The sequence below is a fragment of the Methylobacterium sp. BE186 genome, assembly GCF_031457035.1.
Classification (GTDB): Bacteria; Pseudomonadota; Alphaproteobacteria; order Rhizobiales; family Beijerinckiaceae; genus Methylobacterium; species Methylobacterium segetis.
This window is the reverse complement of sequence record NZ_JAVDVV010000012.1, coordinates 105,151-131,859: the sequence shown is the minus strand read 5'-3', so window position 1 is coordinate 131,859 and position 26,709 is coordinate 105,151. Positions and strand designations below refer to the sequence as shown.

Annotated in this window: 28 protein-coding genes and 1 other RNA gene; 15 read left to right on the top strand and 14 right to left on the bottom strand. The window is 69.8% G+C overall.

What is annotated here, in order from left to right:
- Positions 1-84 precede the first annotated feature (84 nt).
- The 4 genes from J2X36_RS14490 (at position 85) to J2X36_RS14475 (ending at position 2,264) form a co-directional block, all read left to right on the top strand.
- On the top strand, positions 85-318 hold the full coding sequence (locus tag J2X36_RS14490; protein WP_132255990.1) for a hypothetical protein: 234 nt from the start codon (positions 85-87) through the stop codon (positions 316-318).
- Positions 319-482: 164 nt separating this feature from the next.
- Positions 483-722, top strand: a complete 240-nt coding sequence (gene purS, locus J2X36_RS14485; RefSeq protein ID WP_132255989.1) for a phosphoribosylformylglycinamidine synthase subunit PurS — start codon at positions 483-485, stop codon at positions 720-722.
- Entirely contained in the window at positions 722-1,402 is a 681-nt protein-coding gene (gene purQ / locus J2X36_RS14480) for a phosphoribosylformylglycinamidine synthase subunit PurQ (protein ID WP_310350829.1), read from the top strand. Before purS ends, purQ begins: the two co-directional genes overlap by 1 nt.
- A gap of 334 nt (positions 1,403-1,736) precedes the next feature.
- Entirely contained in the window at positions 1,737-2,264 is a 528-nt protein-coding gene (locus tag J2X36_RS14475) for a DUF1465 family protein (protein ID WP_132255987.1), read from the top strand.
- Between the two features lie 78 nt (positions 2,265-2,342).
- Here J2X36_RS14475 and rpmE read toward each other — a convergent pair whose 3' ends face one another.
- A complete protein-coding gene (gene rpmE, locus J2X36_RS14470) occupies positions 2,343-2,597 on the bottom strand; it encodes a 50S ribosomal protein L31 (RefSeq protein ID WP_132255986.1) in 255 nt (84 codons plus the stop codon).
- Between the two features lie 165 nt (positions 2,598-2,762).
- Between rpmE and J2X36_RS14465 the strand changes: the two genes are divergently transcribed.
- On the top strand, positions 2,763-4,607 hold the full coding sequence (locus tag J2X36_RS14465; RefSeq protein WP_132255985.1) for an ABC transporter transmembrane domain-containing protein: 1,845 nt from the start codon (positions 2,763-2,765) through the stop codon (positions 4,605-4,607).
- A 7-nt stretch (positions 4,608-4,614) separates the two neighbouring features.
- The gene (locus tag J2X36_RS14460) at positions 4,615-5,634 is read left to right on the top strand and encodes a D-cysteine desulfhydrase family protein (protein WP_310350824.1); all 1,020 of its coding nucleotides are present in this window, start codon (positions 4,615-4,617) and stop codon (positions 5,632-5,634) included.
- A gap of 37 nt (positions 5,635-5,671) precedes the next feature.
- Here the strand turns inward: J2X36_RS14460 and J2X36_RS14455 are convergent, their stop codons facing one another.
- The 8 genes from J2X36_RS14455 to J2X36_RS14420 form a co-directional block, all read right to left on the bottom strand.
- Positions 5,672-6,025 (bottom strand): DUF559 domain-containing protein, encoded by a 354-nt coding sequence (locus tag J2X36_RS14455; RefSeq protein ID WP_310350822.1) that lies wholly within the window; start codon positions 6,023-6,025, stop codon positions 5,672-5,674.
- Positions 6,026-6,231: 206 nt separating this feature from the next.
- Positions 6,232-7,245 carry a peptidoglycan -binding protein gene (locus tag J2X36_RS14450; RefSeq protein ID WP_310350819.1) on the bottom strand — a complete coding sequence of 338 codons (1,014 nt, stop codon included), beginning with the start codon at positions 7,243-7,245 and terminating at the stop codon, positions 6,232-6,234.
- A gap of 3 nt (positions 7,246-7,248) precedes the next feature.
- Positions 7,249-8,223 carry a MotA/TolQ/ExbB proton channel family protein gene (locus tag J2X36_RS14445; protein WP_310350817.1) on the bottom strand — a complete coding sequence of 325 codons (975 nt, stop codon included), beginning with the start codon at positions 8,221-8,223 and terminating at the stop codon, positions 7,249-7,251.
- Positions 8,224-8,360: 137 nt separating this feature from the next.
- A complete protein-coding gene (locus tag J2X36_RS14440) occupies positions 8,361-9,179 on the bottom strand; it encodes a TIGR00282 family metallophosphoesterase (protein WP_132249531.1) in 819 nt (272 codons plus the stop codon).
- A complete protein-coding gene (locus tag J2X36_RS14435; protein ID WP_132249529.1) occupies positions 9,157-9,777 on the bottom strand; it encodes a 5-formyltetrahydrofolate cyclo-ligase in 621 nt (206 codons plus the stop codon). The genes J2X36_RS14440 and J2X36_RS14435 overlap by 23 nt, the downstream gene beginning before the upstream one ends.
- A non-coding RNA gene (ssrS, locus tag J2X36_RS14430) (6S RNA) lies at positions 9,767-9,924 on the bottom strand. Before ssrS ends, J2X36_RS14435 begins: the two co-directional genes overlap by 11 nt.
- A 54-nt stretch (positions 9,925-9,978) precedes the next feature.
- Positions 9,979-10,341 (bottom strand): cell division protein ZapA, encoded by a 363-nt coding sequence (locus J2X36_RS14425; RefSeq protein WP_310350810.1) that lies wholly within the window; start codon positions 10,339-10,341, stop codon positions 9,979-9,981.
- A gap of 149 nt (positions 10,342-10,490) precedes the next feature.
- Positions 10,491-10,784 (bottom strand): DUF4164 family protein, encoded by a 294-nt coding sequence (locus J2X36_RS14420; RefSeq protein ID WP_310350808.1) that lies wholly within the window; start codon positions 10,782-10,784, stop codon positions 10,491-10,493.
- A gap of 396 nt (positions 10,785-11,180) precedes the next feature.
- On the opposite strand from J2X36_RS14420, the gene gap reads away from it, so the two are divergent.
- From gap to J2X36_RS14390, 6 genes are all read left to right on the top strand, one after another.
- Positions 11,181-12,188, top strand: a complete 1,008-nt coding sequence (gene gap, locus J2X36_RS14415) for a type I glyceraldehyde-3-phosphate dehydrogenase (RefSeq protein WP_132249523.1) — start codon at positions 11,181-11,183, stop codon at positions 12,186-12,188.
- A gap of 165 nt (positions 12,189-12,353) precedes the next feature.
- Positions 12,354-12,848: a hypothetical protein gene (locus J2X36_RS14410; RefSeq protein ID WP_132249521.1), complete on the top strand. Its 495-nt coding sequence runs from the start codon at positions 12,354-12,356 to the stop codon at positions 12,846-12,848.
- Positions 12,849-12,873: 25 nt separating this feature from the next.
- A complete protein-coding gene (locus J2X36_RS14405) occupies positions 12,874-14,073 on the top strand; it encodes a phosphoglycerate kinase (protein WP_310350804.1) in 1,200 nt (399 codons plus the stop codon).
- A 114-nt stretch (positions 14,074-14,187) separates the two neighbouring features.
- The gene (gene fba, locus J2X36_RS14400) at positions 14,188-15,261 is read left to right on the top strand and encodes a class II fructose-bisphosphate aldolase (RefSeq protein WP_132249517.1); all 1,074 of its coding nucleotides are present in this window, start codon (positions 14,188-14,190) and stop codon (positions 15,259-15,261) included.
- Between the two features lie 20 nt (positions 15,262-15,281).
- Entirely contained in the window at positions 15,282-15,941 is a 660-nt protein-coding gene (locus tag J2X36_RS14395; RefSeq protein ID WP_310350798.1) for a thiamine phosphate synthase, read from the top strand.
- Positions 15,938-16,978 carry a tetratricopeptide repeat protein gene (locus tag J2X36_RS14390; protein ID WP_310350796.1) on the top strand — a complete coding sequence of 347 codons (1,041 nt, stop codon included), beginning with the start codon at positions 15,938-15,940 and terminating at the stop codon, positions 16,976-16,978. Before J2X36_RS14395 ends, J2X36_RS14390 begins: the two co-directional genes overlap by 4 nt.
- A gap of 99 nt (positions 16,979-17,077) precedes the next feature.
- On the opposite strand, the gene J2X36_RS14385 is transcribed toward J2X36_RS14390, so the two are convergent.
- Complete coding sequence (locus tag J2X36_RS14385) at positions 17,078-17,395, bottom strand: plasmid stabilization protein (RefSeq protein WP_310350791.1); 318 nt, start codon at positions 17,393-17,395, stop codon at positions 17,078-17,080.
- Positions 17,396-17,429: 34 nt separating this feature from the next.
- Complete coding sequence (locus J2X36_RS14380; protein WP_310350789.1) at positions 17,430-19,052, bottom strand: hybrid sensor histidine kinase/response regulator; 1,623 nt, start codon at positions 19,050-19,052, stop codon at positions 17,430-17,432.
- A 335-nt stretch (positions 19,053-19,387) separates the two neighbouring features.
- Between J2X36_RS14380 and J2X36_RS14375 the strand changes: the two genes are divergently transcribed.
- Positions 19,388-19,621: a hypothetical protein gene (locus J2X36_RS14375; RefSeq protein WP_132249507.1), complete on the top strand. Its 234-nt coding sequence runs from the start codon at positions 19,388-19,390 to the stop codon at positions 19,619-19,621.
- A 12-nt stretch (positions 19,622-19,633) separates the two neighbouring features.
- Here J2X36_RS14375 and J2X36_RS14370 read toward each other — a convergent pair whose 3' ends face one another.
- The 3 genes from J2X36_RS14370 to glgX all read right to left on the bottom strand — a co-directional run bounded on the left by J2X36_RS14370 (position 19,634) and on the right by glgX (position 24,455).
- Positions 19,634-21,607 carry an AI-2E family transporter gene (locus J2X36_RS14370; protein ID WP_310350786.1) on the bottom strand — a complete coding sequence of 658 codons (1,974 nt, stop codon included), beginning with the start codon at positions 21,605-21,607 and terminating at the stop codon, positions 19,634-19,636.
- Positions 21,608-21,679: 72 nt separating this feature from the next.
- On the bottom strand, positions 21,680-22,063 hold the full coding sequence (locus J2X36_RS14365) for a response regulator (protein ID WP_132249503.1): 384 nt from the start codon (positions 22,061-22,063) through the stop codon (positions 21,680-21,682).
- A 112-nt stretch (positions 22,064-22,175) separates the two neighbouring features.
- Positions 22,176-24,455, bottom strand: a complete 2,280-nt coding sequence (glgX, locus tag J2X36_RS14360; RefSeq protein WP_132249501.1) for a glycogen debranching protein GlgX — start codon at positions 24,453-24,455, stop codon at positions 22,176-22,178.
- A gap of 409 nt (positions 24,456-24,864) precedes the next feature.
- On the opposite strand from glgX, the gene J2X36_RS14355 reads away from it, so the two are divergent.
- Positions 24,865-25,584 carry an SHOCT domain-containing protein gene (locus J2X36_RS14355; protein ID WP_310350784.1) on the top strand — a complete coding sequence of 240 codons (720 nt, stop codon included), beginning with the start codon at positions 24,865-24,867 and terminating at the stop codon, positions 25,582-25,584.
- A gap of 54 nt (positions 25,585-25,638) precedes the next feature.
- Positions 25,639-26,706 carry a spore photoproduct lyase family protein gene (locus tag J2X36_RS14350; RefSeq protein ID WP_310350781.1) on the top strand — a complete coding sequence of 356 codons (1,068 nt, stop codon included), beginning with the start codon at positions 25,639-25,641 and terminating at the stop codon, positions 26,704-26,706.
- Positions 26,707-26,709: the final 3 nt, after the last annotated feature.

Sequence of the window (26,709 nt, the reverse complement as noted above, 5' to 3'; positions counted from 1 at the left end):
CCCTCGGTTGCGCGGGAGGGACCAATCGCGCTACTGGCCCTGCGCTGAGCGGCTCATCAGCCGGTTCGACGGGAAGTTTCGACAGTGAACACGCGCAACCTCATCACCATCCTGAGCATGATGGTGCTGGTCGGGACCGAGGTCTTCGCCGCCGCGATCGCTGCGGGTTGGGCGCTGGCCGGCCTGTTCGAGCTCGGCGACCGCGTCGGCCACGTCCTGATGGCTCTGTTCAGCCTGCTGGCCGCCTGGATCATGCTGCAGCTCTGGCGGCGCGCCGTCAGCATCGAGCCGATCCGGGCCGCCCCGCCCCGCCGCTGAGCCGCGCGACCGGGCGGAGAGTTATCGCCTCACGCCACCGTGCGGAAACGAGCGGCCTCGGCCGGGTGCCGCCCGTGCAAGGGGCGTGGGCGCCGCACTCCGTTGCCAGCGCAGCGAATACACCCTATCGGCAGACGGCCCCGATCACACGCGAGTCCCCGATCATGAAAGCGCGAATCATCGTCACCCTGAAGACCGGAGTGCTGGATCCCCAGGGCAAGGCGATCGAGTCCGCGCTGAAGTCGTTCGGCATCCAGGATGTCGGCGGCGTCCGCCAGGGCAAGGTCTTCGACATCGAGGTCGAGGGCTCCGACCGCGCGGCCGCCGAGGCCACGCTGAAGACCGCCTGCGAGAAGCTGCTCGCGAACACGGTGGTCGAGAACTACGCGATCGAGATCGCCTGATGCGCGCGGCGATCGTCGTCTTCCCGGGCTCGAACCGCGACGGGGACGTCGCGCGCGCCCTCCGGCTCGCCGGTGCCGACGTCACCAAGGTCTGGCACGCCGAGACCGAGCTGCCGCCCGGCACCGACCTCGCCGTGCTGCCCGGCGGCTTCTCCTACGGCGACTATCTCCGCTGCGGCGCGATCGCGGGGCGCGCCGCCGCGATGGATGCGGTGCGGGCCCACGCGGCGCGGGGCGGCCTCGTCCTCGGCATCTGCAACGGCTTCCAGATCCTGTGCGAATCCGGCCTGTTGCCGGGCGTGCTCATGCGCAACATCAACCGCCGCTTCATCTGCCACCGGCAAACGCTGCGCGTGGAGCGGGCCGACACGCGCTTCACCTCGGCCTACCGCGAGGGCCAGGTCATCGACGTCTGCGTGGCGCATGGCGAGGGCAATTACTTCGCCGATCCCGACACGATCGCCCGGATCGAGGGCGAGGGCCGGGTCGCCTTCCGCTATTGCGACGCGGCCGGCGCCCTGACGATCGACGCCAACCGCAACGGGTCCCTGAACTCCATCGCGGGCATCTATTCCGAGGCGCGCAACGTGCTCGGGATGATGCCGCATCCGGAGAACTTCGTCGAAGGGCTCGTCGGCGGCATCGACGGGCGGGGCCTGTTCGAGAGCCTCGCCGCCTGACGCGGCCCCGGCTTAACCGGTCGTTAACCTTTCTCATCCATAAAAGGGGCATCCAGACTTCTGGATGTCGAGTGGGACCTCCGTCCACTCTGTTTGATGCCTCCCTGTAGACTCCTTTCAAGCCGCCTTCGGGCGGCTTTTTTCTTTTGCTCACGCCGCTGGGCGGCATCGCGCGATCTTGAAGGCCGGGCGCCGGTCTCGCGCGTTAACCTTGATGCCGGGTTAACCCAGCGGAGATCGACCTGCGGCGCTACATTTGCGCCGAACGCTGTCGAGAGCGCCGGCCCTGCCCCATTTCGGGACGAAACGAGCCGGCCGCGGCACAGGAGGCACGATGAACGGGTTCGACGTCACGTTCCGGGACGAGCGGGACTGGGTCAGCTTCGGGGAGACCTACGTCAACTCGGAGGCCTTCCGGACCCTGTTCCGGGACGGCATGGCGCTGGTCGAGGAGACCGCCGCCTATCTGGACGGCGAGGGCCGCGCCGAATCGCGCCTGATCTCGCGCGACGCGACCCTGAGCTACGCCGCCGAGAGCATGCGGCTGACGACCCTCCTGATGCAGATCGCCTCCTGGCTCCTCGTGCAGCGCGCGGTGGCCGAGGGCGAGATCACGGCGGGCCAGGCGGTCGAGGAGAAGACGCGGGTCAAGCTCAGCGCCCTCGATCCGAGCCGCGCGGACACGCTGAGCCTGCTGCCGCTGCGCCTGCAGGACCTGACCCGCCGCGCCCGCCGCCTGCACGACCGGATCCTGCACCTCGACACGCTGATCTCGGAGGACCGGCCGACGCCGGAGCCGCAGGAGAGCCCGGTCGCCGCCCAGCAGGGCCTGCTGCGCTCCGCCTTCGCGCCGTCGCACTGAGCGACGGGCGCCCCCAAACGAAACGGGCGGCCCCGTGAGGAGCCGCCCGCCGAATCGGCTGCGTTGATCTCGCGCCGGTTACTTCTTGCCGAAGCTGAGGCTGCCGAAGCGCGAGTTGAAGCGCGAGACGCGGCCGCCGCGATCGAGCATCTTCTGCTCGCCGCCGGTCCAGGCCGGGTGCGTGAGCGGGTCGATGTCGAGGTTGAGCGTGTCGCCTTCCTTGCCGTAGGTCGAGCGGGTCGTGTACTCGGACCCGTCGGTCATCACGACCTTGATGAAGTGGTAGTCGGGATGCTCGGTCCCCTTGGCCTTGTCGGCCGCGTTCTTTGCCATGACGAAGTCCTTGAATAGCCACGCCGACCGGCTCGTTTCGGCGGCCCGCGGCCATTGAACACGCGCAATCGGATGAAGGCGCGCGTATACCGCAGCCTTGCCGAGCGAACAAGCGCGGACGAAACCTGATCTTCTGTGAGTGTGAAACGATGACGGCGAGGCACGATGGCCGCCCCTGACACGACGCCCGGCAAAGGACGCGGCAAGGCGTCGTTGAGCGCGCTGCGCCCGCTGATCCCCTTCGCCTCGGCCTATCGCGGTCGCATCCTCGCCGCCTTCGTCTCGCTGCTATTCGCCTCGGGCGCCACCCTCGTCGTGCCGATCGCGATGCGCCGGGTGATCGACCACGGCTTCTCCCCCGAGGGCCACAGCGTCATCGACGCCTATTTCCTCGCGCTCCTCGGAGTCGTGGCGGTCCTCGCCCTGTCGAGCGCGGCGCGCTACTACACCGTGGTCACCCTCGGCGAGCGCGTCGTCGCCGATCTGCGCTCGGCCGTGTTCCGCCGGCTCACGGTGCTCGACCCCGCCTTCTTCGACAAAGCGCAATCCGGCGAGATCGTCTCGCGGCTCACCGCCGACGCCACGCAGGTGAAATCGGTCTTCGGAGTCTCGATCTCGATCCTCCTGCGCAACGCCTTCCTGTTCGTCGGCGCCGTGGCGATGATGGTGATCACGAGCCCGCAGCTCTCCGTGCTGGTGCTGGCCGCGATCCCGCTGATCGTCTTCCCCCTGATCCTGTCGGGACGCGGCGTGCGGCGCCGCTCGCGGGCCGCGCAGGACCGGCTCGCGGACGCCTCCGCCTACGCGGCCGAAGCCGTCGGGGCGGTGCGCACGATGCAGGCCTTCGGCATGGGCCGGGCGACCGCCGACCGCTTCGCCCGGGCCTCTGAGAACGCCTACGGCGCCGCCCGCGCCTCCATCACGGCCCGTGCGCTCCTCACGGGCGTCGCCATCTTCCTCATCTCGTCGAGCGTCGTCGGCGTGATGTGGTACGGCGCGCAAGGGGTGCTCGCCCACACGATGACGGCGGGCCAGCTCTCGCAATTCGTGCTCTACGCCGTGTTCGGCGCGAGCGCCCTCGGCCAGCTCTCGGAGGTCTACGGCGAGCTCGCGCAGGCCGCGGGCGCCGCCGAGCGCCTCGGCGAGATCCTGGCCGCCGAGCCCGCGATCCGCGCCCCCGCGGACCCGCGTCCCCTGCCCGAGCCCGCCCGCGGCGAGGTGGGGTTCGACGCCGTGCGCTTCGCCTACCCGACGCGGCCCGAGCACGCCTCGCTCGGCGGCGTCAGCTTCACGGCCGCACCCGGCGAGCGCATCGCCATCGTCGGCCCGTCGGGCGCGGGCAAGACCACGATCTTCCAGCTGCTCCTGCGCTTCTACGACCCGCAATCGGGCTCCGTGCGGATCGACGGCGTCGACATCGCCAAGGCCGATCCGGACGCGGTGCGCGAGCGGCTCTCCCTCGTGCCCCAGGAGCCGACCGTCTTCTCGGGCTCGGTGCTCGAGAACATCCGCTACGGCCGGCCGGGCGCCAGCGAGGACGAGGTCCGGCACGCCGCCTCCCTCGCCAACGCGGCCGGCTTCATCGCGGCGCTGCCGGAGGGCTACGGCACGCTGGTCGGCGAGCGCGGGGTCACCCTGTCCGGCGGCCAGCGCCAGCGCATCGCCATCGCCCGCGCCATCCTGAAGGACGCGCCGATCCTGCTCCTCGACGAGGCCACCTCGGCGCTCGATGCCGAGAGCGAGCGCGCGGTGCAGGCCGCCCTCGACACGCTGATGCAGGGGCGCACCACCCTCGTCATCGCCCACCGCCTCGCGACGATCCGCGCCGCCGACCGCATCCTCGTCCTCGACGAGGGCCGGATCGTCGAGGAGGGAACGCACGAGAGCCTGCTCGCGCAGGGCGCGCTCTACGCGCAGCTCGCCGCCCTGCAATTCACCGACGCCCTCGACGAGACCGCCCGCGGCAAGGAACCCCGGCTGCGCGCGGCCACCCTGCCGGCGGCCGAGTAGCGCGTCCGTGCCGGGTCCGGACCGCTTTCCGCGCCTCGGGCTCGTCGGCCTGCCGAGCCCGATCGAGCCGCTGCCGGGCCTCGCCCGCGATCTCGGCGAGGCGGTGCGCGGCGTGCGCCTCCTCGTGAAGCGGGACGACCTCGCGGGGTTCGGCCTCGGCGGCAACAAGCTGCGCAAGCTCGAATACCTGCTCGGCGCCGCCCGCGCCGAGGGCGCCGACACCGTGATCACGGTCGGCGCCCTGCAATCGAACCATGCCCGCCTGACCGCAGCGGCGGCGGCGCGGTCGGGCTTCGCCTGCGAGCTGTTCCTCACCCGGACCGTCGAGCGGCACGATCCCGAATACACGGGCAACGGCAACCGCTTCCTCGACGAATTGTTCGGGGCCCATGTCCACGAATTGCCGGGCGGCGCGGATTCCCTCGCCGCGGCCGAGGAACGGGCCGACGCCCTGCGCAGGGCTGGCCGCCGAGTCTACGTCTTCCCCTCCGGCGGATCGAGCCCGGTCGGCTGCCTCGGCTACGCCGCCTGCGCCGCCGAGATCCTGGAGCAGGCGGCGGCGATGGGCCTGTCGCTCGCCAACATCGTCGTCCCGAACGGCAGCAGCGGCACCCATGCCGGGCTCGCCGCCGGATTGCGGGCAGCGGGCGCCGACCCGCGCCTCGCCCGCTCCCACACGGTGCTCGCCCCGGCCGACGAGGCGGCGGCCACGACGCTGGCCAAGGCGAACGCGACCCTCGATCTGCTCGGCGCCGGCCCGCCCCTCGAGCCTCGGGACATCGACGTGGACGGCGCCCATCGCGGCGCGGATTACGGGATCCCGACCGAGTCCATGCGCGAGGCCCTGCGCCTGATGGCGCGCAGCGAGGGGCTGCTCCTCGATCCGGTCTACAGCGGCAAGGCCTTCGCCGGCCTCCTGCACGACGTCCGGTCCGGCCGCTATCCGGCGGGCTCGACCGTGCTCTTCGTGATGACGGGCGGCGTGCCCGGCCTCTTCGCCTACCGGAGCGCCTTCACCGACGGATAGGCGCAGGTCCCCTCTCCCGTTCGGGAGAGGTGGGTGTCTAGAGGCTGACCCGGCGCTCGACGGCCGCGAGGATCGTCTCGCGCACGCCCTCGAGATTTTCCATCACGTCCGCATTCGACACCCGCAGCACCTCGAAGCCGCAGCGCCCGAGAGCGCTGCTGCGTTCGGCGTCACGCCGCTGCTCGGGCGGCCGCCCGTGCGTGGCGCCGTCGACCTCCACGACGAGCCCCGCCTCGATGCAGGCGAGATCCGCGACGAACCCGTCGATCGGCCATTGCCGGCGAAACTTGTACCCGTTGAGCTGACGCCGCCGCAGCACGCGCCAGAGCCGGGCCTCCGCGGCAGTCTGTGCTCTCCGGAGCGCCCGCGCCCGTTCGGTCGATTCACCCATGATGCGGACAGCCGGCTGAGTCGGAGACCCGCATTGCAGCACGGCCGGACGCACGGCGCGCCTCACGAAGGAGCGAGCGCGGGTCCCCTCTCCCGTTCGGGAGAGGGACAGGGTGAGGGATACAGGTCTTTCCGGAAAGGTCGCGCCCCTCACCCGGTCGGCTGCCGCCGACTCGACCTCTCCCGAACGGGAGAGGTGGATCCGCGCTAACGCTCGGTCAGCTTCATCTCGATCCGGCGGTTGCGGGCATAGGCGTCGTCGGAGGTGCCCGTGTCGAGGGGCTGGAACTCGCCGAAGGCGCCGGCGAGCAGGCGCTGGGGCGGGAGGCCCTTGCCGACGAGATACTGCACCACCGCGATGGCGCGGGCGGCCGAGAGCGACCAGTTCGAGGGGAATTGCGCGCTGGCGATGGGCCGCGCGTCGGTGTGGCCGTCGACCCGAAGCACCCAGGGCAGATCCGCCGGGATCTGCTTCGCGAGGTCGAGGATCGCGCCCGCGATCCGGTCGAGCTCGGGCCCGGCCTCGGCCTTGAGCGAGGCGGAGCCGGCCGGGAACAGCACCTCGGATTGCAGCACGAAGCGGTCGCCCACCACGCGAATGTCGCTGCGGTTGCCCAGAATCTGGCGCAGGCGCCCGAAGAAGTCGGAGCGGTAGCGGGCGAGTTCCTGCACCTTCTGCGCGAGCGCCACGTTCAGGCGGCTGCCGAGATCGGCGATGCGGGCCTGGCTCTCGCGGTCGCGCGATTCGGAGGCCGCGAGCGCGTCCTCCAGCGCCGCGAGCTGGCGCCGCATCGCGCTGATCTGCTGGTTGAGGAGGTCGATCTGGGTCAGCGCCCGCGAGGTGGCGCCGCGCTCGGCCTGGAGCTGCTTGTCGAGCTCGCCCGTCTGCCCCTTCGCCGCCGCGCCCGCCTCGACCTGCGCCTGCAGGCGGTCGCGGTCGGATTCGGCGGTGAGGAGGGTCGTGCGCAGGTTCTGCGCGGTCTCCTCCTGGGCGCGGCGGTTCGAGCGCTCCAGCGCGAGGAGGTCCGTCAGATCCGCGATCTGGCGGTTGAGCTTGTTCAGGACCGTGTCCCGGCCCGAGATCTCCTGCGAGAGAAAGAACTGCCCGACCACGAAGATCGTCAGCAGGAACACCACCGACAGGAGCAGCGTCGCGAGCGCGTCGACGTAGCCCGGCCAGACATTGAGCGCGCGCTCGCGCCGGGCGGCACGGGACGCCACGGCTCAGACCCGCTCGCGGCCGAGGCGGTCGAGCACCTGCTTCAGCTCGCGCTCCCGGCTCGCCTGCGCCTCGACCCAGTCGCGGATCATCTGCTGCTCGGCCCGCATGTGCTGAACGAGCCCCTGGATGCCCTCCGCGAGGTTGGTCATGGCCTGGGTCGCGGCGCGACTGTTCGCCCCCTCCGAGATGATGCCGGTGAGCCGGTCGACCGCCTCCTTCAGCTCCCGGGCGACGGCGGGGTCCTGCGCGATGGCGAGCGGGCGCGGGCCGGCCACCGTCTCCTCGACGGCGCCGGAGGTCAGCCAATCCTCGAGCTCGTTGTGGAAGCGGGCATGGGCCTGCCCGGCCTGGAGATCGAGGAAGCCGATGACGAGGGAGCTGGCGAGGCCGAACAGCGAGGCCGAGAAGGCGAGGCCGATGCCGCCGAGCGGCACGGCGAGGCCGTTCTTCAGCTCGTCGAACATCACGCTGGCCTCGCCGCCGCCGCGCATCGACTTGATGACGGACCCAACCGCCGAGAGCGTGTCGATCAAACCCCAGAAGGTGCCGAGGAGGCCGAGCAGGATGAGAAGGCCCGCGACGTAGCGCAGGATGTCGCGGCCCTCGTCGAGGCGTGCGTCGACCGTGTCGAGGAAGGAGCGCGTGCCGGGCAGCGACGCACCCTCGCGCCTCGCCTCGATGGCCGGGACGAGCGGCGCGAGGAGGTTCGGCGCCTTGCGCGGCGTCTCGCCGGCCGCGACCGCGTTGACGAAGGCGACCTCCCGGAACAGCCGGAACACCTGCCCGAAGGCGAGGAGCACCGCGATCAGCAGCACGCCGAGGATGAGCCCGTTCAGGCCCGGATTGGCGAGGAAGGCCGGCGTGATCTGCTTGAACAGGACGAAGGCGAGGAAGCCGATCAGGATCAGGAAGACCAGCATCCGCACGAGGTAGATGCCGGGCTTGGCCAACGGAGGGGACGCGGGACGGGCCGCCATCGGTCACAACTCTCTGATGGTTGGCTCAGGACCGCTCGCACAGGAAACGGCGCGCCGGACAGATGCTGCCGTCACTCTGGCGGCAGGGGCTGACCCGATCAAGTCGGCGGCGCGCGGGGCGGCGGCGGTGGCCGCCCTCAATCCCAGGCGCGCGGCCAAGTTTCCTCGAGGTGCGGCCCGAAACGCACAGGCGCGACGAGGGTCGCGAGGCCGCGCGCGTCGGTCTCGACGGCGAGGCCGGAGAGCGTCCCCTCCCCGGCCGCCGCCTCGAGGCGGGAGCCCGGCGTCTTCTGGAGGAAGCGCCGCAGGGGCTCGTCCTTGTGCATGCCGAGGACCGAATCGTAGTCGCCGCACATGCCCGCATCGGACAGGTAGGCGGTGCCGCCGGGCAGGATGCGGTGGTCGGCGGTGGGCACGTGGGTGTGGGTGCCGACGACGAGGCTCGCGCGCCCGTCGAGGAAGTGGGCGAAGGCCTGCTTCTCGCTCGTCGCCTCCGCATGGACGTCGACGATGACGGCGTCGGCCGCCTCGCCGAGGGGGCAGGCGGAGAGTTCCCGCTCCGCCGCGGCGAAGGGATCGTCCATCGCGTCCATGTAGATCCGGCCCATCACGTTCACGACGAGGACGCGGGCACCGTCGCGGGTCTCGACGATGGTGGCGCCCCGCCCCGGCGTGCCGGACGGGTAATTGGCGGGGCGGATCAGCCGCGGCTGGCGCGCGATGAAGACGAGGGCCTCGCGCTGGTCGAAGCTGTGGTTGCCGAGGGTGACGGCATCGGCGCCGGCCTGCAGGATCTCGTCGCAGATCGCCTCGGTGATGCCGAAGCCGCCGGCCGCGTTCTCGCCGTTGACGACGACGCAATCGAGGCGCCAGCGCTCGCGCAGGGCGGGCAGGCGGTCCGCGACGGCGTGGCGGCCGGGCCGCCCGACGACGTCACCGAGGAAGAGCAGGCGCATCGGTCGCTGTCTTGACGAGGGAGACGGGACCGGCCTCGGTCATCAGGTGGTCGAGGGGCCGGTCGTGCGGTTCGGCGGGCACCTCCTCGATCTCCTGCACGGAGAAGGCGATGCCGATCGTGAGGACCGGGCCGTTCGCGCCGAGGCGGGAGATGGCGTGGTCGAAGTAGCCCCGGCCGTAGCCGATGCGCTGGCCGCGCCGGTCGAAGGCGGCGAGCGGCACGATCAGGGCGGTCGGGTCGAGGGGGGGCAGCTCGTCGCGCGGCTCGCTCAGGCCGAAGCCGCCCCGCACCAGCGCCTCGCCGGCCTTCCACTCGCGGAAGACGAGGCCCTCCGGCGTGACCTTGGGCAGCGCCACGCGCTGGCCGCGGGCGAAGAGGCGTTCGATGATCGGGCGCGGATCGACCTCGCTCCGGATCGGCCAGAAGGCGCCGACGATCGGCGCCTCGGCGAGCCCCGGCACGTCGAGGACGGCCTCGGCGATCCGCAGCGAGCCCTCGCGGCGCAGGTCGGGGTCGAGGGCGTCGCGGCGGGCGAGCGCCTCGCGGCGGAGGTCGGCCTTGAGGGCGGAGATGGGAGAGGTCGAGTGCGGAGCCACGTGAGCCGTTGGAGTGTCGATCCCGGGAAACCTACAGCGTAGGTGGGCGCCGTGTTGGCCAAGTCCAGGGACGAGGCCAGGGACAGCTCCCGAGGGAGTCGATAAGGCCCCGGGGAAAAGTTCTCCTGACGAACCCTGCAGCCCCGCCCACCCCATGTAGCGTCGCCCGGGGGGCGGCGCCAGGGGCGCGGCCGCAGGATTTCACGGCGCGGTCGCGAGAGCCTGCGACAGGCGCTCGATCCGCTCGGCCGCCCGGCCGACGCCGTCCGCGAGGCGCGCCTCCCGCTCCGAGCGCTCGGCCTCGGCGCCCTCCGTGAGAGCCCGGAGGGCGGCCGTCTCCGCCTCCAGCGCGCCGATGCGCCGCTTCAGCTCGGCGAGCTCGTCCGTCACCGTCAGGGCCGCCATGACGTGGAGGCGCATGTCGCCGATCTCGCCGAAGGCCCGGCGCATCTCGCCGACGCGGGCGTCGAAGGCGGCGGCGAGCTCGGCCAGGTGGTCCTGCTCGCCCTCCGCGCAGGCCATCCGGTAGTTCTTGCCGTCGATGGTGACGTTGATCTGGGGCATCGGCGTCGGGGCGGTCCGTTGCGGGGTTCATCGGCTTGCGGGGCGGGAGGCGGCGGGTCAAGCCAGGATGCGGCGCTCCCGGGCGATGATCGCGATCAACGTCCGGACCCGTCGATTCGTGATCGCATCGGCCGGTTCGGAGTGCGCGATCATGCGGGTGGCCTCCCCTCCCCGTCGCGCTCGGCCAGCACGCCCTCCACGGTGTCGATCGCCCGGTCGAGCCGGCCGCCGATCGCGTCGGCCGTCGCCGTCACCTCGGCCAGCCGCGCCTGGGCGGCGTCGAGGGCCGCGGCAAGCCGGGCCCGGTCCTCCCCCATGATGGCGAGCTCGACCTCGCGCTCGTCCGGGTCGCGCGCCGCCTCGAGCCGCCGCGCCACCGTCGTCTCCAGGCGGTTCAGGGCGGCGTCGAGGCGCAGGAGGGCGTCGTCGATCGAGGCGGTCATCAGCGGGACTCTCCGGAACGCTTCGGACGCCTGAACCCTGCGATGCGCCCGTGCCGTGCATGCCTCCTGTTCATCGCCGAGGGATTGTCACACCGCAACCTTTGACTAGGTGGGGTCGCATGCTAGACAGCCGCCGCTGACAGCGAAGCCGCGAGGCGGCGCAGAGCCGGAACTTCATCCCGTGACAGACCCGAGGCCCCCGCGCGCGTCATCCGTCGACCGGATGCGCTTCCGCGCTGGCGCGGAGCCCGGCACGGCCCCGGTTCATCGCAGGTTCACCCCCGTTTCGCACAGAGCAGGCACGGCCGGGCGGCCGGGCCGCCACGCTCGCAAGACACGCTCGCAAGACCGGAGCGCGCCGCTGACCGGCGCCCCCCTACAGGAAGGAGTCACGCCGTGACGGTGAAGGTTGCCATCAACGGGTTCGGGCGCATCGGCCGCAACGTTCTGCGCGCCATCCACGAAGCCGGCCGCAGCGACATCGAGGTCGTCGCGATCAACGATCTCGGCCCGGTCGAGACGAACGCGCACCTGCTGCGCTACGATTCCGTCCACGGCCGCTACCCGGGCGAGGTCGGCGTCGAGGGCGACAGCCTCGTCATCGACGGCAAGCGGATCAAGGTCACGGCCGTGCGCAACCCGGCCGAACTGCCCCACCGCGACCTCGGCGTCGACATCGCCCTCGAATGCACGGGCATCTTCACCGCCAAGGACAAGGCGAAGGCCCATCTCGAGGCGGGCGCCAAGCGCGTCCTCATCTCGGCCCCGGGCGACGGCGCCGACCTCACCGTCGTCTACGGCGTGAACCACGACAAGCTGACGGGCGAGCACCTCGTCGTCTCGAACGCCTCCTGCACCACGAACTGCCTCGCGCCGGTGGCCAAGGTGCTGAACGAGACCGTCGGCATCGAGCGCGGCTTCATGACGACGATCCACTCCTACACGAACGACCAGCCCTCGCTCGACCAGATGCACAAGGATCTCTACCGGGCCCGCGCCGCGGCGCTCTCGATGATCCCGACCTCGACGGGCGCCGCCAAGGCGGTGGGCCTCGTCCTGCCGGAGCTGAAGGGCAAGCTCGACGGGACCGCGATCCGCGTTCCGACCCCGAACGTCTCGGCGGTGGACCTCGTCTTCACGGCCAAGCGCGCGACCTCCGTCGAGGAGATCAACGAGGCGATCAAGGCCGCCGCGAACGGCCCCCTCAAGGGCGTGCTGGGCGTGACCGACCGTCCGAACGTGTCGATCGACTTCAACCACGATCCGCATTCGTCGACCTTCCACCTCGACCAGACCAAGGTCATGGACGGCACCTTCGTGCGCATCCTGTCCTGGTACGACAACGAGTGGGGCTTCTCGAACCGCATGGCCGACACGGCCGTGGCGATGGCCAAGCTGATCTGATCGGCCGCCGACCGTGCGCGGTCGCACGCCGGGTCCTCCCGGCGGCCTCCGCGCAGGGTCCCGCCCTCGACCCGCCGTATCGTTCGGGCGACACTCGGCCAGCCGGACCGGGCGCGGCTTGAGACGTAGCCCGGCGTTATCACGCCACAGGAAGGTGCGCCTGCGATGACTGAAGCCTCGCCCAATCCCGCGACCGGACAGAACTTCATCCCGCAGACGCCGCCGACCCCGCCTCCGGCCGGCCCCGAGGCGAAGGCGCCGGCGGCTCCCCCGACGGCCGAGCTCAAGCCGGCACAGGGGGCGGCCCCGGCCGCGCGCCCGGTCTCCGGAGGCCCCCTCTCCGCGTCCCAGCTGATCGATCAGCTCGCGCGGATCGAGGACAAGTGCTCGCGGATCGAGGACAAGTACGCGCGGTCCGAGGCGCTCCTCTCGCGCGTCGAGGACAAGGTCGAGAACGCCTCGTCCCGCATGAACGAGGCCGCCCGCCAGGCCGACCTCGCCGCCCTCCGGACCGAGGTCCGCGCCGTCTCCGACCGGACGAAGCGCCTGCCGGGCGCCGGCGCCCTCGTGCTCACGGCGATCATCACGGCCGTCGTCACCGTCGTGCTGATGATCGCGGTGCAGCGCCTCCACCTCGATGCCCTGATCCCGCAGCGCTGAGCGCCGCAGACCGACGAAGGATCTCATGACCGCTTTCCGAACCCTCGACGATGCCGGCTCGCTCGCGGGCAAGCGCGTGCTGCTGCGGGTGGATCTGAACGTGCCGATGGAGGGGGGCCGCGTGACGGACGCGACGCGCATCGAGCGCGTCGTGCCGACGATCCGCGAGATCGCGGAGGGCGGCGGAAAGGTCGTGCTGCTCGCCCATTTCGGACGACCGAAGGGCAAGCCCGATCCGAAGGATTCGCTGAAGCCCGTTGTGGAGACGCTGAGCCGCCATCTCGGCCGCCCGGTCGCCTTCGCGGAGGATTGCATCGGCGGAGCCGCCGAAACGGCCGTCGCCGGCCTGAAGGACGGCGACGTGCTGCTCCTCGAGAACACCCGCTACCACGCGGGCGAGGAGAAGAACGACCCGGCCTTCACGGACGCCCTCGCCCGGAACGGGGATATCTACGTGAACGAGGCCTTCTCGGCCGCACACCGCGCCCACGCCTCGACCGAGGGCCTCGCCCACCGGCTGCCCGCTTATGCGGGCCGTCTGATGCAGGCCGAGCTCGACGCCCTGACGAAGGGCCTGGAAGCACCCCAGCGTCCCGTCATCGCGCTCGTCGGCGGCGCCAAGGTCTCCTCGAAGATCGACCTCCTTCAGAACCTCGTCTCGAAGGTCGACATGCTCGTTATCGGTGGCGGCATGGCCAACACCTTCCTGCACGCGCAAGGAAAGGCTGTCGGCAAGTCGCTCTGCGAGCGCGACCTCGCCGAGACCGCGACGCGGATCCTCGCGGCGGCGAAGGCTGCCCAGTGCCGGATCATCCTGCCGGTCGATGCCGTCGTCGCCTCCGAGTTCAAGGCGAATGCACCCCACGAGACGGTCGGCGTCGAGGAGGTGCCGGAAGGCGGCATGATCCTCGATGCCGGTCCCAGCTCGGTCCACGAGATCGAGGCGGCGATCGACACGGCGGCGACCCTCGTCTGGAACGGCCCGCTCGGCGCCTTCGAGCTCACCCCCTTCGACGCGGCGACGGTCGCCGCGGCGCGTTACGCTGCCGGGCGCACCAAGTCCGGCAAGCTCGTCTCGGTGGCTGGCGGCGGCGACACGGTCGCAGCGCTCAACCACGCCGGTGTCGGCGAGGACTTCTCCTACATCTCGACGGCGGGCGGCGCCTTCCTCGAATGGCTTGAGGGGAAGGCGCTCCCTGGCGTCGAGGCCTTGCGCGCGAAATAGGGCTGCCGGGCGGCCCCGGTTCCAGCACAAAATTCCGGCGGCCCGCTCCGTCCCGAGCGGTGCCGCGCCTATATACGGCCCGATGGCAGGCCCTAGTCGACGAGGAGTTGTGAGATGGCGCGGATCACGTTGAGACAGCTTCTCGATCATGCCGCCGAGTACGAGTACGGCGTGCCGGCCTTCAACATGAACAACATGGAGCAGGGGCTCGCCATCATGGCGGCGGCGGACGCGACCGACAGCCCCGTCATCCTGCAGGCGAGCCGCGGCGCGCGCGCCTACGCCAACGACGTGCTCCTCGCCAAGATGATCGACGGCCTCGTCGAGATCTATCCGCACATCCCGGTCTGCATGCATCTCGACCACGGCAACAACGAAGCCACCTGCGCCACCGCGATCCAGTACGGCTTCACCTCGGTGATGATGGACGGCTCGCTGAAGGCCGATGGCAAGACACCCGCCGATTACGCCTACAACGTCGAGATCACCCGCAAGGTCTCCGAGATGGCCCATTGGGCGGGCGTTTCCGTCGAGGGCGAGCTCGGCGTTCTCGGCTCTCTGGAGAGCGGCACGGGCGAGGCCGAGGACGGGCACGGCGCCGAGGGCGAGCTGTCCCACGATCAGCTCCTGACCGATCCGGAGGAGGCCGTGAAATTCGTCTCCGCCACCCAGGTCGACGCACTCGCGGTGGCGATGGGCACGAGCCACGGTGCCTACAAGTTCACCCGCAAGCCGGACGGCGCCGTCCTCGCGATGAACGTGATCGAGGAGATCCATCGCCGCCTGCCGACGACCCACCTCGTCATGCACGGCTCCTCCTCGGTGCCTCAGGATCTTCAGGACATCATCAACCAGTACGGCGGTGAGATGAAGCCGACCTGGGGCGTGCCCGTCGAGGAGATCCAGCGCGGCATCAAGCACGGCGTGCGCAAGATCAACATCGACACCGACAACCGGATGGCGATGACGGGCCAGATCCGGAAGGTACTCACCGAGAACAAGGCCGAGTTCGATCCGCGCAAGTACCTGAAGCCCGCCATGGACGCGATGACGAAGCTCTGCAAGCAGCGCTTCGAGGAGTTCAATACGGCCGGTCAGGGATCGAAGATCCGCCCGATCTCGACCGCGGCCATGGCCAAGCGCTACGCCGACGGCTCTCTCGCCCAGAAGATCGACACGGCCCGCTGAGAACGGGCGGCACCGGCATCATGACGGACATCAAGACCCGGCTCGCCCTCCTCTCCCCGCACCGCGTCGAGGCCCCGGGCCTCGACGCGCTTCTCCCCGCGCTCGATGGCGCCTTCGTCGCGGGTGACGTCGCGGCGTTCGTCCTTCGGCTGGCGGCGGCCGACGAGCGCAGCCTCGTCGCCCTCGTGAAGCGCGTCGCTGCGGTGACGCAGAAGCACGGCGCGGCGCTGGTGATCGCCTGCCCGGACCGCACCGGCGACATCGTCAGCGTCGCGGCCCGCGGCGGCGCCGACGGCGTTCACATCGACAAGCCGAACGATGCCGCGCTTCGGGACCTTCGGGAGCGGCTTCGGGACGGACGCATTCTCGGGGCTGGCGGCATCGAGACCCGTCACGGTGCCATGGAGGCCGGCGAGGCGGGGATCGACTATCTGATGGTCGGTGGTCTCTACGCCGACGGCGCGGCTCCCGATCCCGAGAGCGTGCGCGAGCGCGCGGCGTGGTGGGCCGAAATCTTCGAGACGCCCTGCATTGCGGTGGCGGCTGCCGAAGAGGAGGTCGCCGGACTTGCGGCGACGGGAACGGAATTCGTCGGTCTGGAAAGCGGTCTCTGGACCGGGGGACCCGATGCGGTCGCGCGCGCCATGTCCCAGCTCTCCCGACCCGAGGCTGCGTCTTGAGGCGTAGGGTCGGGCTCGGATTGCTGCTGACGGCCTGGACCGCTCTGCCGGTCCCGGCCTTCGCGGCGCAGAACCAGGCCGCGCCGCAGCAGACGCCGCGGCCGCCGGCTGCGCCGGAGGTGCTGAAGGCGCCCGCGCGCGATCTGCCGACGCCCTACACCCCGAACTACGTCGGAGGCGCCCGGCCGCCCGCCACGAGCCAGCCACCGGATTTCGCCTACGGCGCCTATCAGCGCGGCCAGTACATCACCGCTTTCCGGGAGGCGACGAAGCGCATCGAGGCCGACCGCAAGGACGGTGCCGCGATGACGCTGCTCGGTGAGCTCTACAATCAGGGCCTCGGGACCAAGCAGGATCCGCTCAAGGCGGCGGAATGGTACAAGCTCGCCGCCGCTCAGGGCGATATCGCCGCGATGGCCTCCCTCGGCCTGATGGCGATGGACGGGCGCGGCATGCCGAAGGACCCGAAGCTCGGCCGTCGCTGGCTGGAGCAGGCGGCCGAGCGCGGTCAGCCGCAGGCCGCCTACAATCTCGCCCTGATCCTCCTCGGCTCGGGGACGGAGCCGGATCAGGCCCGGGCCGCGACGCTCTTCCGGAAGGCCGCGGATGCGGAGCTCGGACCCGCCCAACACGATCTCGGCGTCCTCTACCTGCAGGGTCGTGGCGTGCCGAAGGATGCCTCGAAGGCGGCCGAGTGGTTTCGCCGGTCGGCGGACAACGGGGACCTCGCGGGCGAGGTCGAGTTCGCGATCCTCCTCTTCAACGGGACAGGCGTGCCGAAGGACGAGGGGCGCGCGGCACGCTACTTCCTGCACGCCGCGGCGCGCGGGAACGCCATCGCTCAGAACCGGATTTCGCGGCTCTACGCAGTCGGGCGCGGCGTTCCGAAGAACGTCGTGGAAGCGGCCGCCTGGAACCTCGCCGCGGCGGCGCAGGGCCTCTCTGACGCGTGGCTCGATCAGACGCTGACCGGCCTCAGCGCGGATGAGCGCGCCCGCGCCGAGCGCCTCGCGAATGACCGTGCCAACGTGAAGTGAGGCGCCCGATCGAGGTGGACCGTCGCGGGCTCATCGCCGGTGCCAGCCTTTGCGCAATCGCGGCGGCCCATCCCCAATGAGCAGGGCGAACCGCAGCGATCAGTGAGCCGCGTGCGCGGCATTCCGCTTGCGCGTCTCGGCCGCCTTCTTCGCCGAAGCCGAACGTTCGGCCGCCGTGCGCGAGGCCGACGCCTTCCCCCCTGCGGCGCCGCCCTTCCGGGCGGCTGGTCGGCCCGTCGACCGCCCGCGGCCCGAGCCGCCAGGCTTCTTGCCGCCGCCGTCATCCTTGTTGACCGTCGCCCAGGCGCGAGCCTCCGCCTCCTTCTCCGGCACGCCGCGGTCGAGATAGGATTCGGTGATGTGCTCGGCCTTGCGGACCTGCTTGTCCGTGTATTTCGACTTGTCACCCTGGGGCATCGTCCACCTCCTCACATGCGGACACGGCCTGCACTCAGTCGACCCCGGTCGGCCCGTCGAGCACCGCACGGATGCGCCGGATCAGCTCCACGCGCCGATAGGGCTTCTTCAGAAGTTCGAACTCCGAACCACCGACGTCGGTTCGCTCAAGGCTGGCCTCGGCGTAGCCGGTGGTCAGAAGGATCTTCAGGCGCGGCCGAAGCTTGCGGGCTTCGCGCGCCAGCACGACGCCGTTCATGCCACCCGGCATGATGAGGTCGGTGAAGAGAAGGTCGATCGACTCGTCGCCCTCGATCACATCGAGAGCCTCCCGGCCGTTGCGGGCCATCAGGGTCGTGTAGCCGTAATCGCGCAGGATCGTCCGCGCGAGCTCGGCCACGTCCTCGCGGTCGTCGACGATGAGGACTTTCTCCGTGCCGGGCCGCTCGACGGCGCGGCTGGTGGCGCGCTTCGGTGCCCGCTCATGCCCCGAGATCGCGGGGAACGACAGGCGCAGGGTCGTCCCTTCGCCGAGCTTGGATTCGATCTGCGCCGCGCCGCCCGATTGCTTGGCGAAGCCGTAGACCATCGAGAGGCCGAGACCGGTGCCCTTGCCCTCGTCCTTCGTCGTGAAGAAGGGGTCCATGACCCGGGCCAGCACGTCGGGCGAGATGCCGGTTCCCGTATCCGTGATGCTGAGCGTGACGTAGCGGCCAGCCTGGAGCGATCCGACCCTGGCGGTCGCGCTCGGGTCGACCTCCCGATTCTCGGTCGCGATGATGACCTTGCCGCCCTCGGGCATCGCGTCCCGGGCGTTGATGAGAACGTTGAGGATCGCGACCTCGGCTTGCGTGGGATCGACCCTGCAGTTCCAGACGTCGTCGGCGAGCCGCTTCTCCACGACGATCGCCTCTCCGAGGGAGCGGGCCACCATGTCGCTCATCCCGTGGATCAGCGCGTTCAGGTTCACCGGGCGGCCCTCGAGCCGCTGCTTGCGCGCGAAGGCGAGAAGTTGCTGGGTCAGGGTCGTCGCCCGCTCCGCCGCCTGCCGGATGTTCTCCGTGGCCCGGCCGAGACGCCCGCGATCGGCATTCGGATTCTCGAGGCCGGCGGCGAGAATGTCGACATAGCCGACGATGACCTGGAGCAGGTTGTTGAAGTCGTGGGCGATCCCGCCCGTGAGCTGGCCAAGCGCCTCCATCTTCTGCGCCTGCCCGAGGGCGTCCTCGGCGTCGCGGCGGCGCGAGACATCGAGCTGCGAGCTGAAGAAGTAGGTCAGCTCCCCTCCGGCATCGTAGATCGGCGAGACGAACAGGGCGTTCCAGAAGGTGGACCCGTCCTTGCGGTAGTTCAGGATCTCGGTCGCGAACTCGCGCCTCTCCGCGACCGCCGCACGGATCTCGTCGATCGTGTCCGGGTCCGTCTCCGGCCCCTGCAGGAATCGGCAATTGCGGCCGAGCAGTTCGTGCCGGCCGTAGCCCGTCATGGCCGTGAAGGCGCGATTGGCGAAGACGATCGGATTGTCGGGCCGGCGCGGGTCCGTCACGATCATCGGCATCCGCGTGGTCTCGACCGCCGCGAAGAAGATGTCGTTGCGCCGGTCAACGAGATCGGCAGTGCCGTCCGCTTCCACGCGGATCGCGGCGTCATGGGGAGGAGTTCCGGGCGTCTCTGACATGCTCGCGCGACGCACCTGATCGAGGAAAGGCTGCCCGGGATGCGCAGGCGACGGAACCGAGTCTTAGGACGCCCTCGGTGCAGTGTCGACCAAGTCGGGACCGACGGCGTCCGCGCAGATCCCGCATTTCCTGGGACGAGCAGGAGGCCGCGGCCGAAATGCCCGATATTTCGAGGCGACAAAGCCGAAAGCGCTTCGCGGAGGCAAGAGTGGGTTTATTTTGGACAAAGCTCGCCCTAGTCAAAGAGATCGCGTGTCGTGCGCTTCGAACGGTCATGCCTGATTGAGCAGGCATATCTTTGAACGTACAAGTTGTGACGTGCGAAGGCTACACCATGTCCGGCATCGACGTCGTCTTCATCGCCAGCGGCAGTAACTTGGAGGCTGTGGGAACAACCTCTCGGCGCACCATCGTCTTCGTTCCCGGGCAGCCCATCCCGCGCATCGGCGAATGCGTGATTTTGGCCTTCGGAGCCGATGCCCGACGCTGGCAGGTCCAGGATGTCGCCCATGTCTTCGAGAATGATTCGCATGGGGTCGCCGTCAAGCTGATCGCGCCCGTCGACTGAGCCGCGGACGCGTCAGGCCGGCGCCGCCTCGATCGTCGTCGCCCCGTAGGCGGCGGCGTCCGGAGCGCGTCTCGTCGGAGGCGCGACGGCAGCTCGGCGGGCCTCCTCGATCGACGCGGCAAGCGCGTCGTTCAGGGAGGTGACCAGAATGTCGGCGGAGGTCGCCCGCCGGAGGCGGTCCAGCGTGGCGGGGTCGCGCTCGCGCCAGAACCCCACGAGGATGCGCACGCCGGGAACGGCAGCCCGCGCCTGTCGAACCGTGAAGCGGATCTGCGACAGGCTCACCGGCTCGAGGTAGGAGAAGCAGATCAGTGCGAAGTCGGTGCTGCTCGGCCGCTCGCCCTCACGTAGGGCGCGCATCGAGATGACCTCCGAGGCGAGCCCGTGCCGCTTCAGGATCTGGCTGAGCATCAGGGTCGCCGCCTCGTCGAAAGGCCCGCGGCTCGACACGCAGAGAACCGGCGTCGGCGTCCGCCAGCGCGGACCCAGTTCCTCCGTCTTCAAGACGATATTGGCCGCCTGACGGTCCGGCCCGGCTGCCGCGACCGCGGCCGCGGTCTCGGAACTGCCGATGCGGGGAGAGCCGCGGCCTGCACGGCGGGTGACACGCGTGGTGCCGAGCCGGTCGACGACCATGCGGAGCGCGAGGCCGACCTCGTCCTGGCGCGCCCGGTCGAGGGTACCGCGGGAGAGGTCTTCCTGCGCGAGCAGAAGGCCCGCCAGGGCGACCTCGTCGTAATAGGTCACGAGCGCGCGCTCCTTGAGGAATTCGCGTCCCTGATCGATCGCCTCGGCCGGGTCGTTGGCGAGCATGCGCTGGTAGAAGATCGCGGGCGGGCTGAGCGCCGGCTGGTCGCCGAGGAGAACGTCGAGATACCAGAGGCGCTCGACATGGCGCCCGAGGACCACCAGGCAGACCGTCAGCGGGGTGGCCAGCACGAGGCCGATCGGTCCCCACAGGAAGGTCCAGATCGTGGCGGAAAGGATCACGGCGACCGGCGAAAGGCCGGTCGAATGCCCGTAGAGCAGCGGCTCGACGACGTGACCGCAGATCGGCTCCACCACGAGGAAGAGCGCGGCCGTGGCGATCACCATGCCCCAACCGGGATCGACCGCCGCCGCGAGCACGATGGGCAGGAGCGCACTGATCGCGGCGCCGATATAGGGCACGAAGCGCAGGATCGCAGCGAGCACGCCGAACAGGGTCGGGCTCGGCACGCCGATCAGCCAGAGCCCGGCGCCGATCACGATGCCGAAGGCGACGTTGAGCGCGAGCTGCGCGAGGAAGAACCGGCTCAGGCGGCTGACCGCGTCGTCGATGGCCGCCGTGGTCCGCCGCAGATCCCCCGAGCCCGCGAGGCGGATCATGCGATTTCGCAGGTCCTCGCGCTGCAGGAGGATGAAGATCGTGAAGATGAGGATCAGGCCGGTCGTCGCGAGGGGGTGCAGGACGGGCGCGGCGAACGTCCCGAGTGTCTCGATGAGTCCTGCCTTCGGCGGCCTGATCTCGACGGTGAGCGGCTTCTCGCCGCCGGTCCCCTTGCCCGTCTCCTCGGCTTTCGGCGGCTGCAGCTCGGCGCCCAGATCCTGAACCATGTCGATGAAGCGCGAGAGCGTGCCCTGGCTCTCGGTGGCGCCGCGCAGCGACGAAATCTTCTCGCGCATCGTGAGCTGATAGCGCGGCAGGTCGGAAGCGAGTTGCGCACCCTCGTTGGCGATCAGCAATCCGACGCCGACCAGCGCCCCGAAGGCGACCGTGACGACGAGCATGACGGCAGGCACCCGCGGCAGCCCGGTCCGACGCAGGGCGCGCACGGCCGGCACCAGCACGAAGCTGAGGAGAATCGCGAGCGTGACGGGGACGAGGATCTCGCGCCCGAAATAGAGGGCGGCCATCACCGCCACGACGAGGAGGAACGAGGCCAGCGCGGTGATGAGCGGCAGAGCCCGCCGGAGGCGCTGGGCCGTGACGGGATCGTCGCTCATGAATGACGCCTCACCTCTTTACGCTTCCAACACGCCGGTGCGGAGCCTCGGCCCCCACCATCCCGAGCCGTCTCAGCCGGCGGCGGGCGCCGTCTCGCCCAGCGCGGCGCTGATCTGGCTGAGAAGCTTCGAGAAGTCGACCGGCTTCGGGTGGTAATCGTCGCAGCCGGCCTGGATCGCCTTGTCGCGATCCCCGGACATGGCGTGGGCGGTGAGCGCGATGATGGGAATCCGCTGCGTGTCGCTTCCCGACTTCAGGGCACGCGCCGCCGACCAGCCATCGAGAACCGGCAGGTTCATGTCGAGGAGGATCACGTCCGGACGTGAGGCACGCGCCTGCTGCACGCCGGCCTCGCCATCATGGGCCAGGACGACCTCGTGGCCGCGCCGTTTCAGGCGGCGGGACAGGAAGTCCCAGATCTCCTCGTGATCCTCGACCAGCAATATCTTCGCCATCACGCGCTAACCCCTTCGGCACGAGCCGCCGCACGGCGTTTCCCAACGCGCGGCGACGCGCAAACGTCGCATATCCGGTGACGAATCCATCCCGTGCAAGCCGGTCGAACCGTCAATCCTCCGCGTCGAGATGGAATCGTACGGTCTCGATATTGGCGCGCTCGAAGGCCTGCAACACGTGCTGGTAGGAGCGCTCCATCTCGGTCGGAGCGTCGCCGGGTGTGTCCTCCGGCTTCAGCACGAACATCAGCATCGAGCGCCCGGTCACATCGTAGCGGTTGCCCACCGGGAAGCTCTCCGCCTCCTGATTGTCGGGCAGGTTCGTGTCGATGAGCCGGGTCCAGGCACTCCCGCCGACCGATTCCGGCAGCGTGAACGAGACGACGTCGTGATAGGCGTTGTAGAGCACCAGCAGGGTGGCGTCGCCGCCGCGGCGATGGATGCCGGTCGCCTGCGCGCGGCCGTCGAGCAGGACGGCGAGGGACCGGGCAGCGGCGTCGTTCCAGCCCTCGGTCGACATCTCCTCGCCGTCGGGCCGAAGCCACGTGACGTCCTTGACGCCGAGATCCTCGTCGAAGGCTCCGGTCAGGTACCGGCCACGGGTCAGGATCGGCAGAGCATTGCGCAGGAGCATGAGGCGCTGCGCGAACTCCGCGAGGTCGCGCTCCTCTTCACCGATCGCGGCCCAGTCGATCCAGGAGACCTCGTTGTCCTGGCAGTAGGCGTTGTTGTTGCCGTTCTGGGTCCGGGCGAACTCGTCGCCGGCCAGAAGCATCGGCGTGCCGCGCGACAGGAACAGCGTCGCCAGCATGTTGCGCATCTGGCGGAGGCGGACAGCACGGATCTCGGGATCGTCGGTCGGGCCCTCGACGCCGTAATTGTAGGAGAGATTGTGGGAGTGACCGTCTCGGTTGTCCTCTCCGTTCGCCTCATTGTGCTTCTCGTTGTACGAAACGGTGTCGTTCAGCGTGAAGCCGTCGTGCGCGGTGAGGAAGTTCACGGAGGCCCAGGAGCGGCGACCGCGCTTGTTGAACTTGTCGGCCGAACCCGTGATCCGCGAGGCGAGCGACGGCAGAAGTCCCTCGTCCCCCTTCCAGAAGCCGCGCACATCGTCGCGGAAGCGGTCGTTCCACTCCGCCCAGCCCGGCGGGAACCCGCCGACCTGATAGCCGCCGGGGCCGCAATCCCAGGGTTCGGCGATGAGCTTGACCGAGTTCAGGACAGGATCCTGGCGGCAGGTATCGAGAAAGCCGCCACCCTCGTCGAAACCGTAGGGCTCGCGGCCGAGGATCGTCGCGAGGTCGAAGCGGAAGCCGTCGACGCGCATCTCGGTCGCCCAGTAGCGCAGGCTGTCGGTGACGAGTTGCAGCACGCGCGGATGCGACAGGTTGAAGGTGTTACCCGTGCCCGTGTCGTTGATGTAGTAGCGCTGCTGGCCCGGCAGCAGCCGATAGTAGGACGCGTTGTCGATGCCCTTGAACGAGAGCGTCGGCCCCTTCTCGTTGCCCTCGGCGGTGTGGTTGTAGACGACGTCGAGGATCACTTCGAGCCCGGCGCCGTGCAAGCGCGCCACCATCTCCTTGAACTCGGAGAAGGCGAAATCGGGCACCGCGGCGTAGCGGCGGGCCGGGGTGAAGAACGAGATCGTGTTGTAGCCCCAGTAATTCACGAGGTCCTTCTGCTGCAGGTAATCGTCCTGCACGAAGGAGTGCACGGGCAGAAGCTCGACAGACGTCACGCCGAGACTCTTGATGTAGTCGAGCACCGCAGGATTGCCGAGGCCGGCATAGGTGCCGCGCAGGCGCTCGGGAACCTGCGGGTGAAGCTTCGTCAGACCCTTCACATGGGCCTCGTAGATGATCGTCTTCTCCCACGGCACGTCCGGCTTCCGGTCGCGTCCCCAGGTGAAGGCCGGGTCGATCACGCGGGAGCGGCGCGTGTAGGGAGCGCTGTCGCGGTCATCGAAGGTCAGGTCGTCGCCCGTCTCCATCTTGTAGCCGAAGAGGGCCGGGTTCCAGACGATCGAGCCGACGAGACCCTTCGCGTAGGGGTCGATCAGCAGCTTGTTGGGGTTGAAGCGATGCCCGGCCTCGGGCTCGTAGGGGCCATGGACGCGATAGCCGTAGATCGTGCCCGGGCGGGCGTCGGGCAGGTAACCGTGCCAGACTTCGTCCGTGTATTCCGGCAGCTCGATCCGCTCGATCTCCTTCTCGCCCGCATCGTCGAAGAGGCAGAGCTCGACCTTGGTGGCATGTGCCGAGAACAGGGCGAAATTCACGCCGAGCCCGTCCCAGGTCGCCCCGCGCGGATAGGGCAGCCCTTCGCGGATGCGGGACCGCGCCGCGCGCGCACCCGCTGCTGGCGACGACCCGTTTCTCGTATGCTCGACCATGTTCACTCCGGAAGAACGGGGCTGCCCCGCGCGAGCCCGCTCTCGCGTCGCAGGCGGGGCGCCCGAACCGGAACAGAACGTGCCGGTGGCGGCGAAGGTCCTTGGGCGCAGAAAAATTTCGCGGTGCACAACGACCGTCGGGGAGAGCCTTGCGCAGGAGCCCGGCCGAGGCCTGCGAGCCCGGTTTCGGAGGGGTCTCCGCCGGGTCGGGTCGGGGCGATTGCGCGGATACAGGTCGTTCGACCTCGGCTTTCTTCATCACGCACGGTGGTCGGGGCGGAACAGCGCGGATCCGGGAATGGGCTATGTCTCTCGCTCCCCGTGCTGCGCTGCCGCTCTCCGTGCTAGAGTCGGGGCGAAAGCCCGGTCCGGGTCGCCAATGCTCGGGATCTACCGACGGAGTACGGTCATGATCGACGAGGGAGCCGAGAAGCGCTTCGGCCTGCAGACCATCGCGGACCGGCACAGTGTGAGCCTCGACGCGGTGCGGCACCTCCTGCGCGCGTTGGAGGCGGGCCACGGCACCATGGCGCAATTCGACCATCCGGAACTCGGCGGCTTGGGCCAATGGTTCGCGGGTGGCATGGTGATGGTCGGGCGCATGTTCGATGCAGAGCTGAAGGCGCGCGTCTCGGCTCTGTGCGGCGAGCTCGCGGCCTCGCTGCCACCGGCAGGCTGGAGCACGGCAGCGACCGGAGGGCCGGGCTCATCCCAGTGGTGGCCCACCGATCTCGGCACGCCCTCGACGACGGGGGCGCAGGACGGATTGCGCTACGCCTACTTTCCTCTGACGCGCCGCCTCGCGGTCGCATCCTCGAAGGGTGTCGCCATCTACGATACAGGCGAGCACGCGATTTCCGGGGCCTCCCAGGCGAACGGCGCCGTGCGCTTCACGAGCGCCTTCGGGGATGTCGATCTCGCGACCCTGAGGCGGGTCGATGCGGCGGAGGATGAAGCCTCGAACGTTCAGGGTCCTTCCGGACCCACCCAGGCGCCGCCCGCCGAGCGACCGGATTCGGGCGCCGAGATCATCCGGACGATCGAGGCGCTGGCCGAACTGCAGAGAAAGGGCGTGCTCACGGAGGCCGAATTCACGGGCAAGAAGGCGGAGCTCCTCTCTCGTCTCTGAGGGCGCGGCCCCATATATCCATCAGCGGCCCGAGCCCGCCGCGCCGGGCTCCGCATGGCCGACATCCGCGACCTCATCGATATCCGCACGATCTACCACGAGGCCGCCGCCGCCGATTACCCGCTCGGGCGCGAGATCCTCGACCGGTATCCTCTGGCGGAGCGGATCATCGTTCCGTCGCACTGGAACATCCCGACCCTGCACGGCAATGCCGGCTCGGTCGAGGATTGGACGCGCATCAAGCGCTCCGTTCTGGTGCTCGGCGTGAAGAAGGGGCTCGCGATGCGCCCGAACGGCCGCAGCGCCCACTTCATCGCGCCCTCGACCTCGAACGGCTGCGCGATGGCCTGCGCCTATTGCTACGTGCCGCGCCGCAAGGGCTACGCGAATCCGATCACGCAGTTCGTCAACACCGAGGCGATCGCGGCCTCGATCCGGCGTCATGCCGAGCGCCAGGGATGCCTGCCGGCGCCCGACCAGATCGACGATCGGGCCTGGGTCTACGATATCGGTGAGAATGGCGATCTCTCGGTCGACGCCGTGATCGGCAGCGGCGTGCGCGACTTCGTCGAACTCTTCCGCGACATCCCGAACGCCAAGGCGTCGTTCGCCACCAAGGCCGTCAACCGCGATCTGCTCGGCTACGATCCGCAGGGGCGGACCCGAATCCGATTCTCGCTGATGCCGGAGCGCATCGCCCGCATCGTCGACGTGCGCACCTCGCCGATCCCGGAGCGGATCGCTGCCATCGACGACTTCGTGGCCGCGGGCTACGAAGTCCACGTCAATTTCTCGCCGGTGATCCTCTACGAGGGTTGGGAGGCGGACTGGCAGGCCCTGTTCGAGACCCTCGACGACACGCTGTCGCCCCGCGCGAAGGCGCAGCTCAAATGTGAGATCATCCTTCTCACGCACAATGCCGCCTTGCACGAGGTCAACCTCGGCTGGCACCCGAAGGCCGAAGCCTTGCTGTGGCGGCCCGATATTCAGGAATCGAAGCGCTCGGAGGGCGGCGGCGAGAACCTGCGGTATCGCAGCGGCTGGAAGGGACGTTGGCTCTCCCGCTTCAAAGCGCTGCTCTCCGCGCGCATGCCGTATTGCTCGGTGCGCTACGCCTTCTGACGA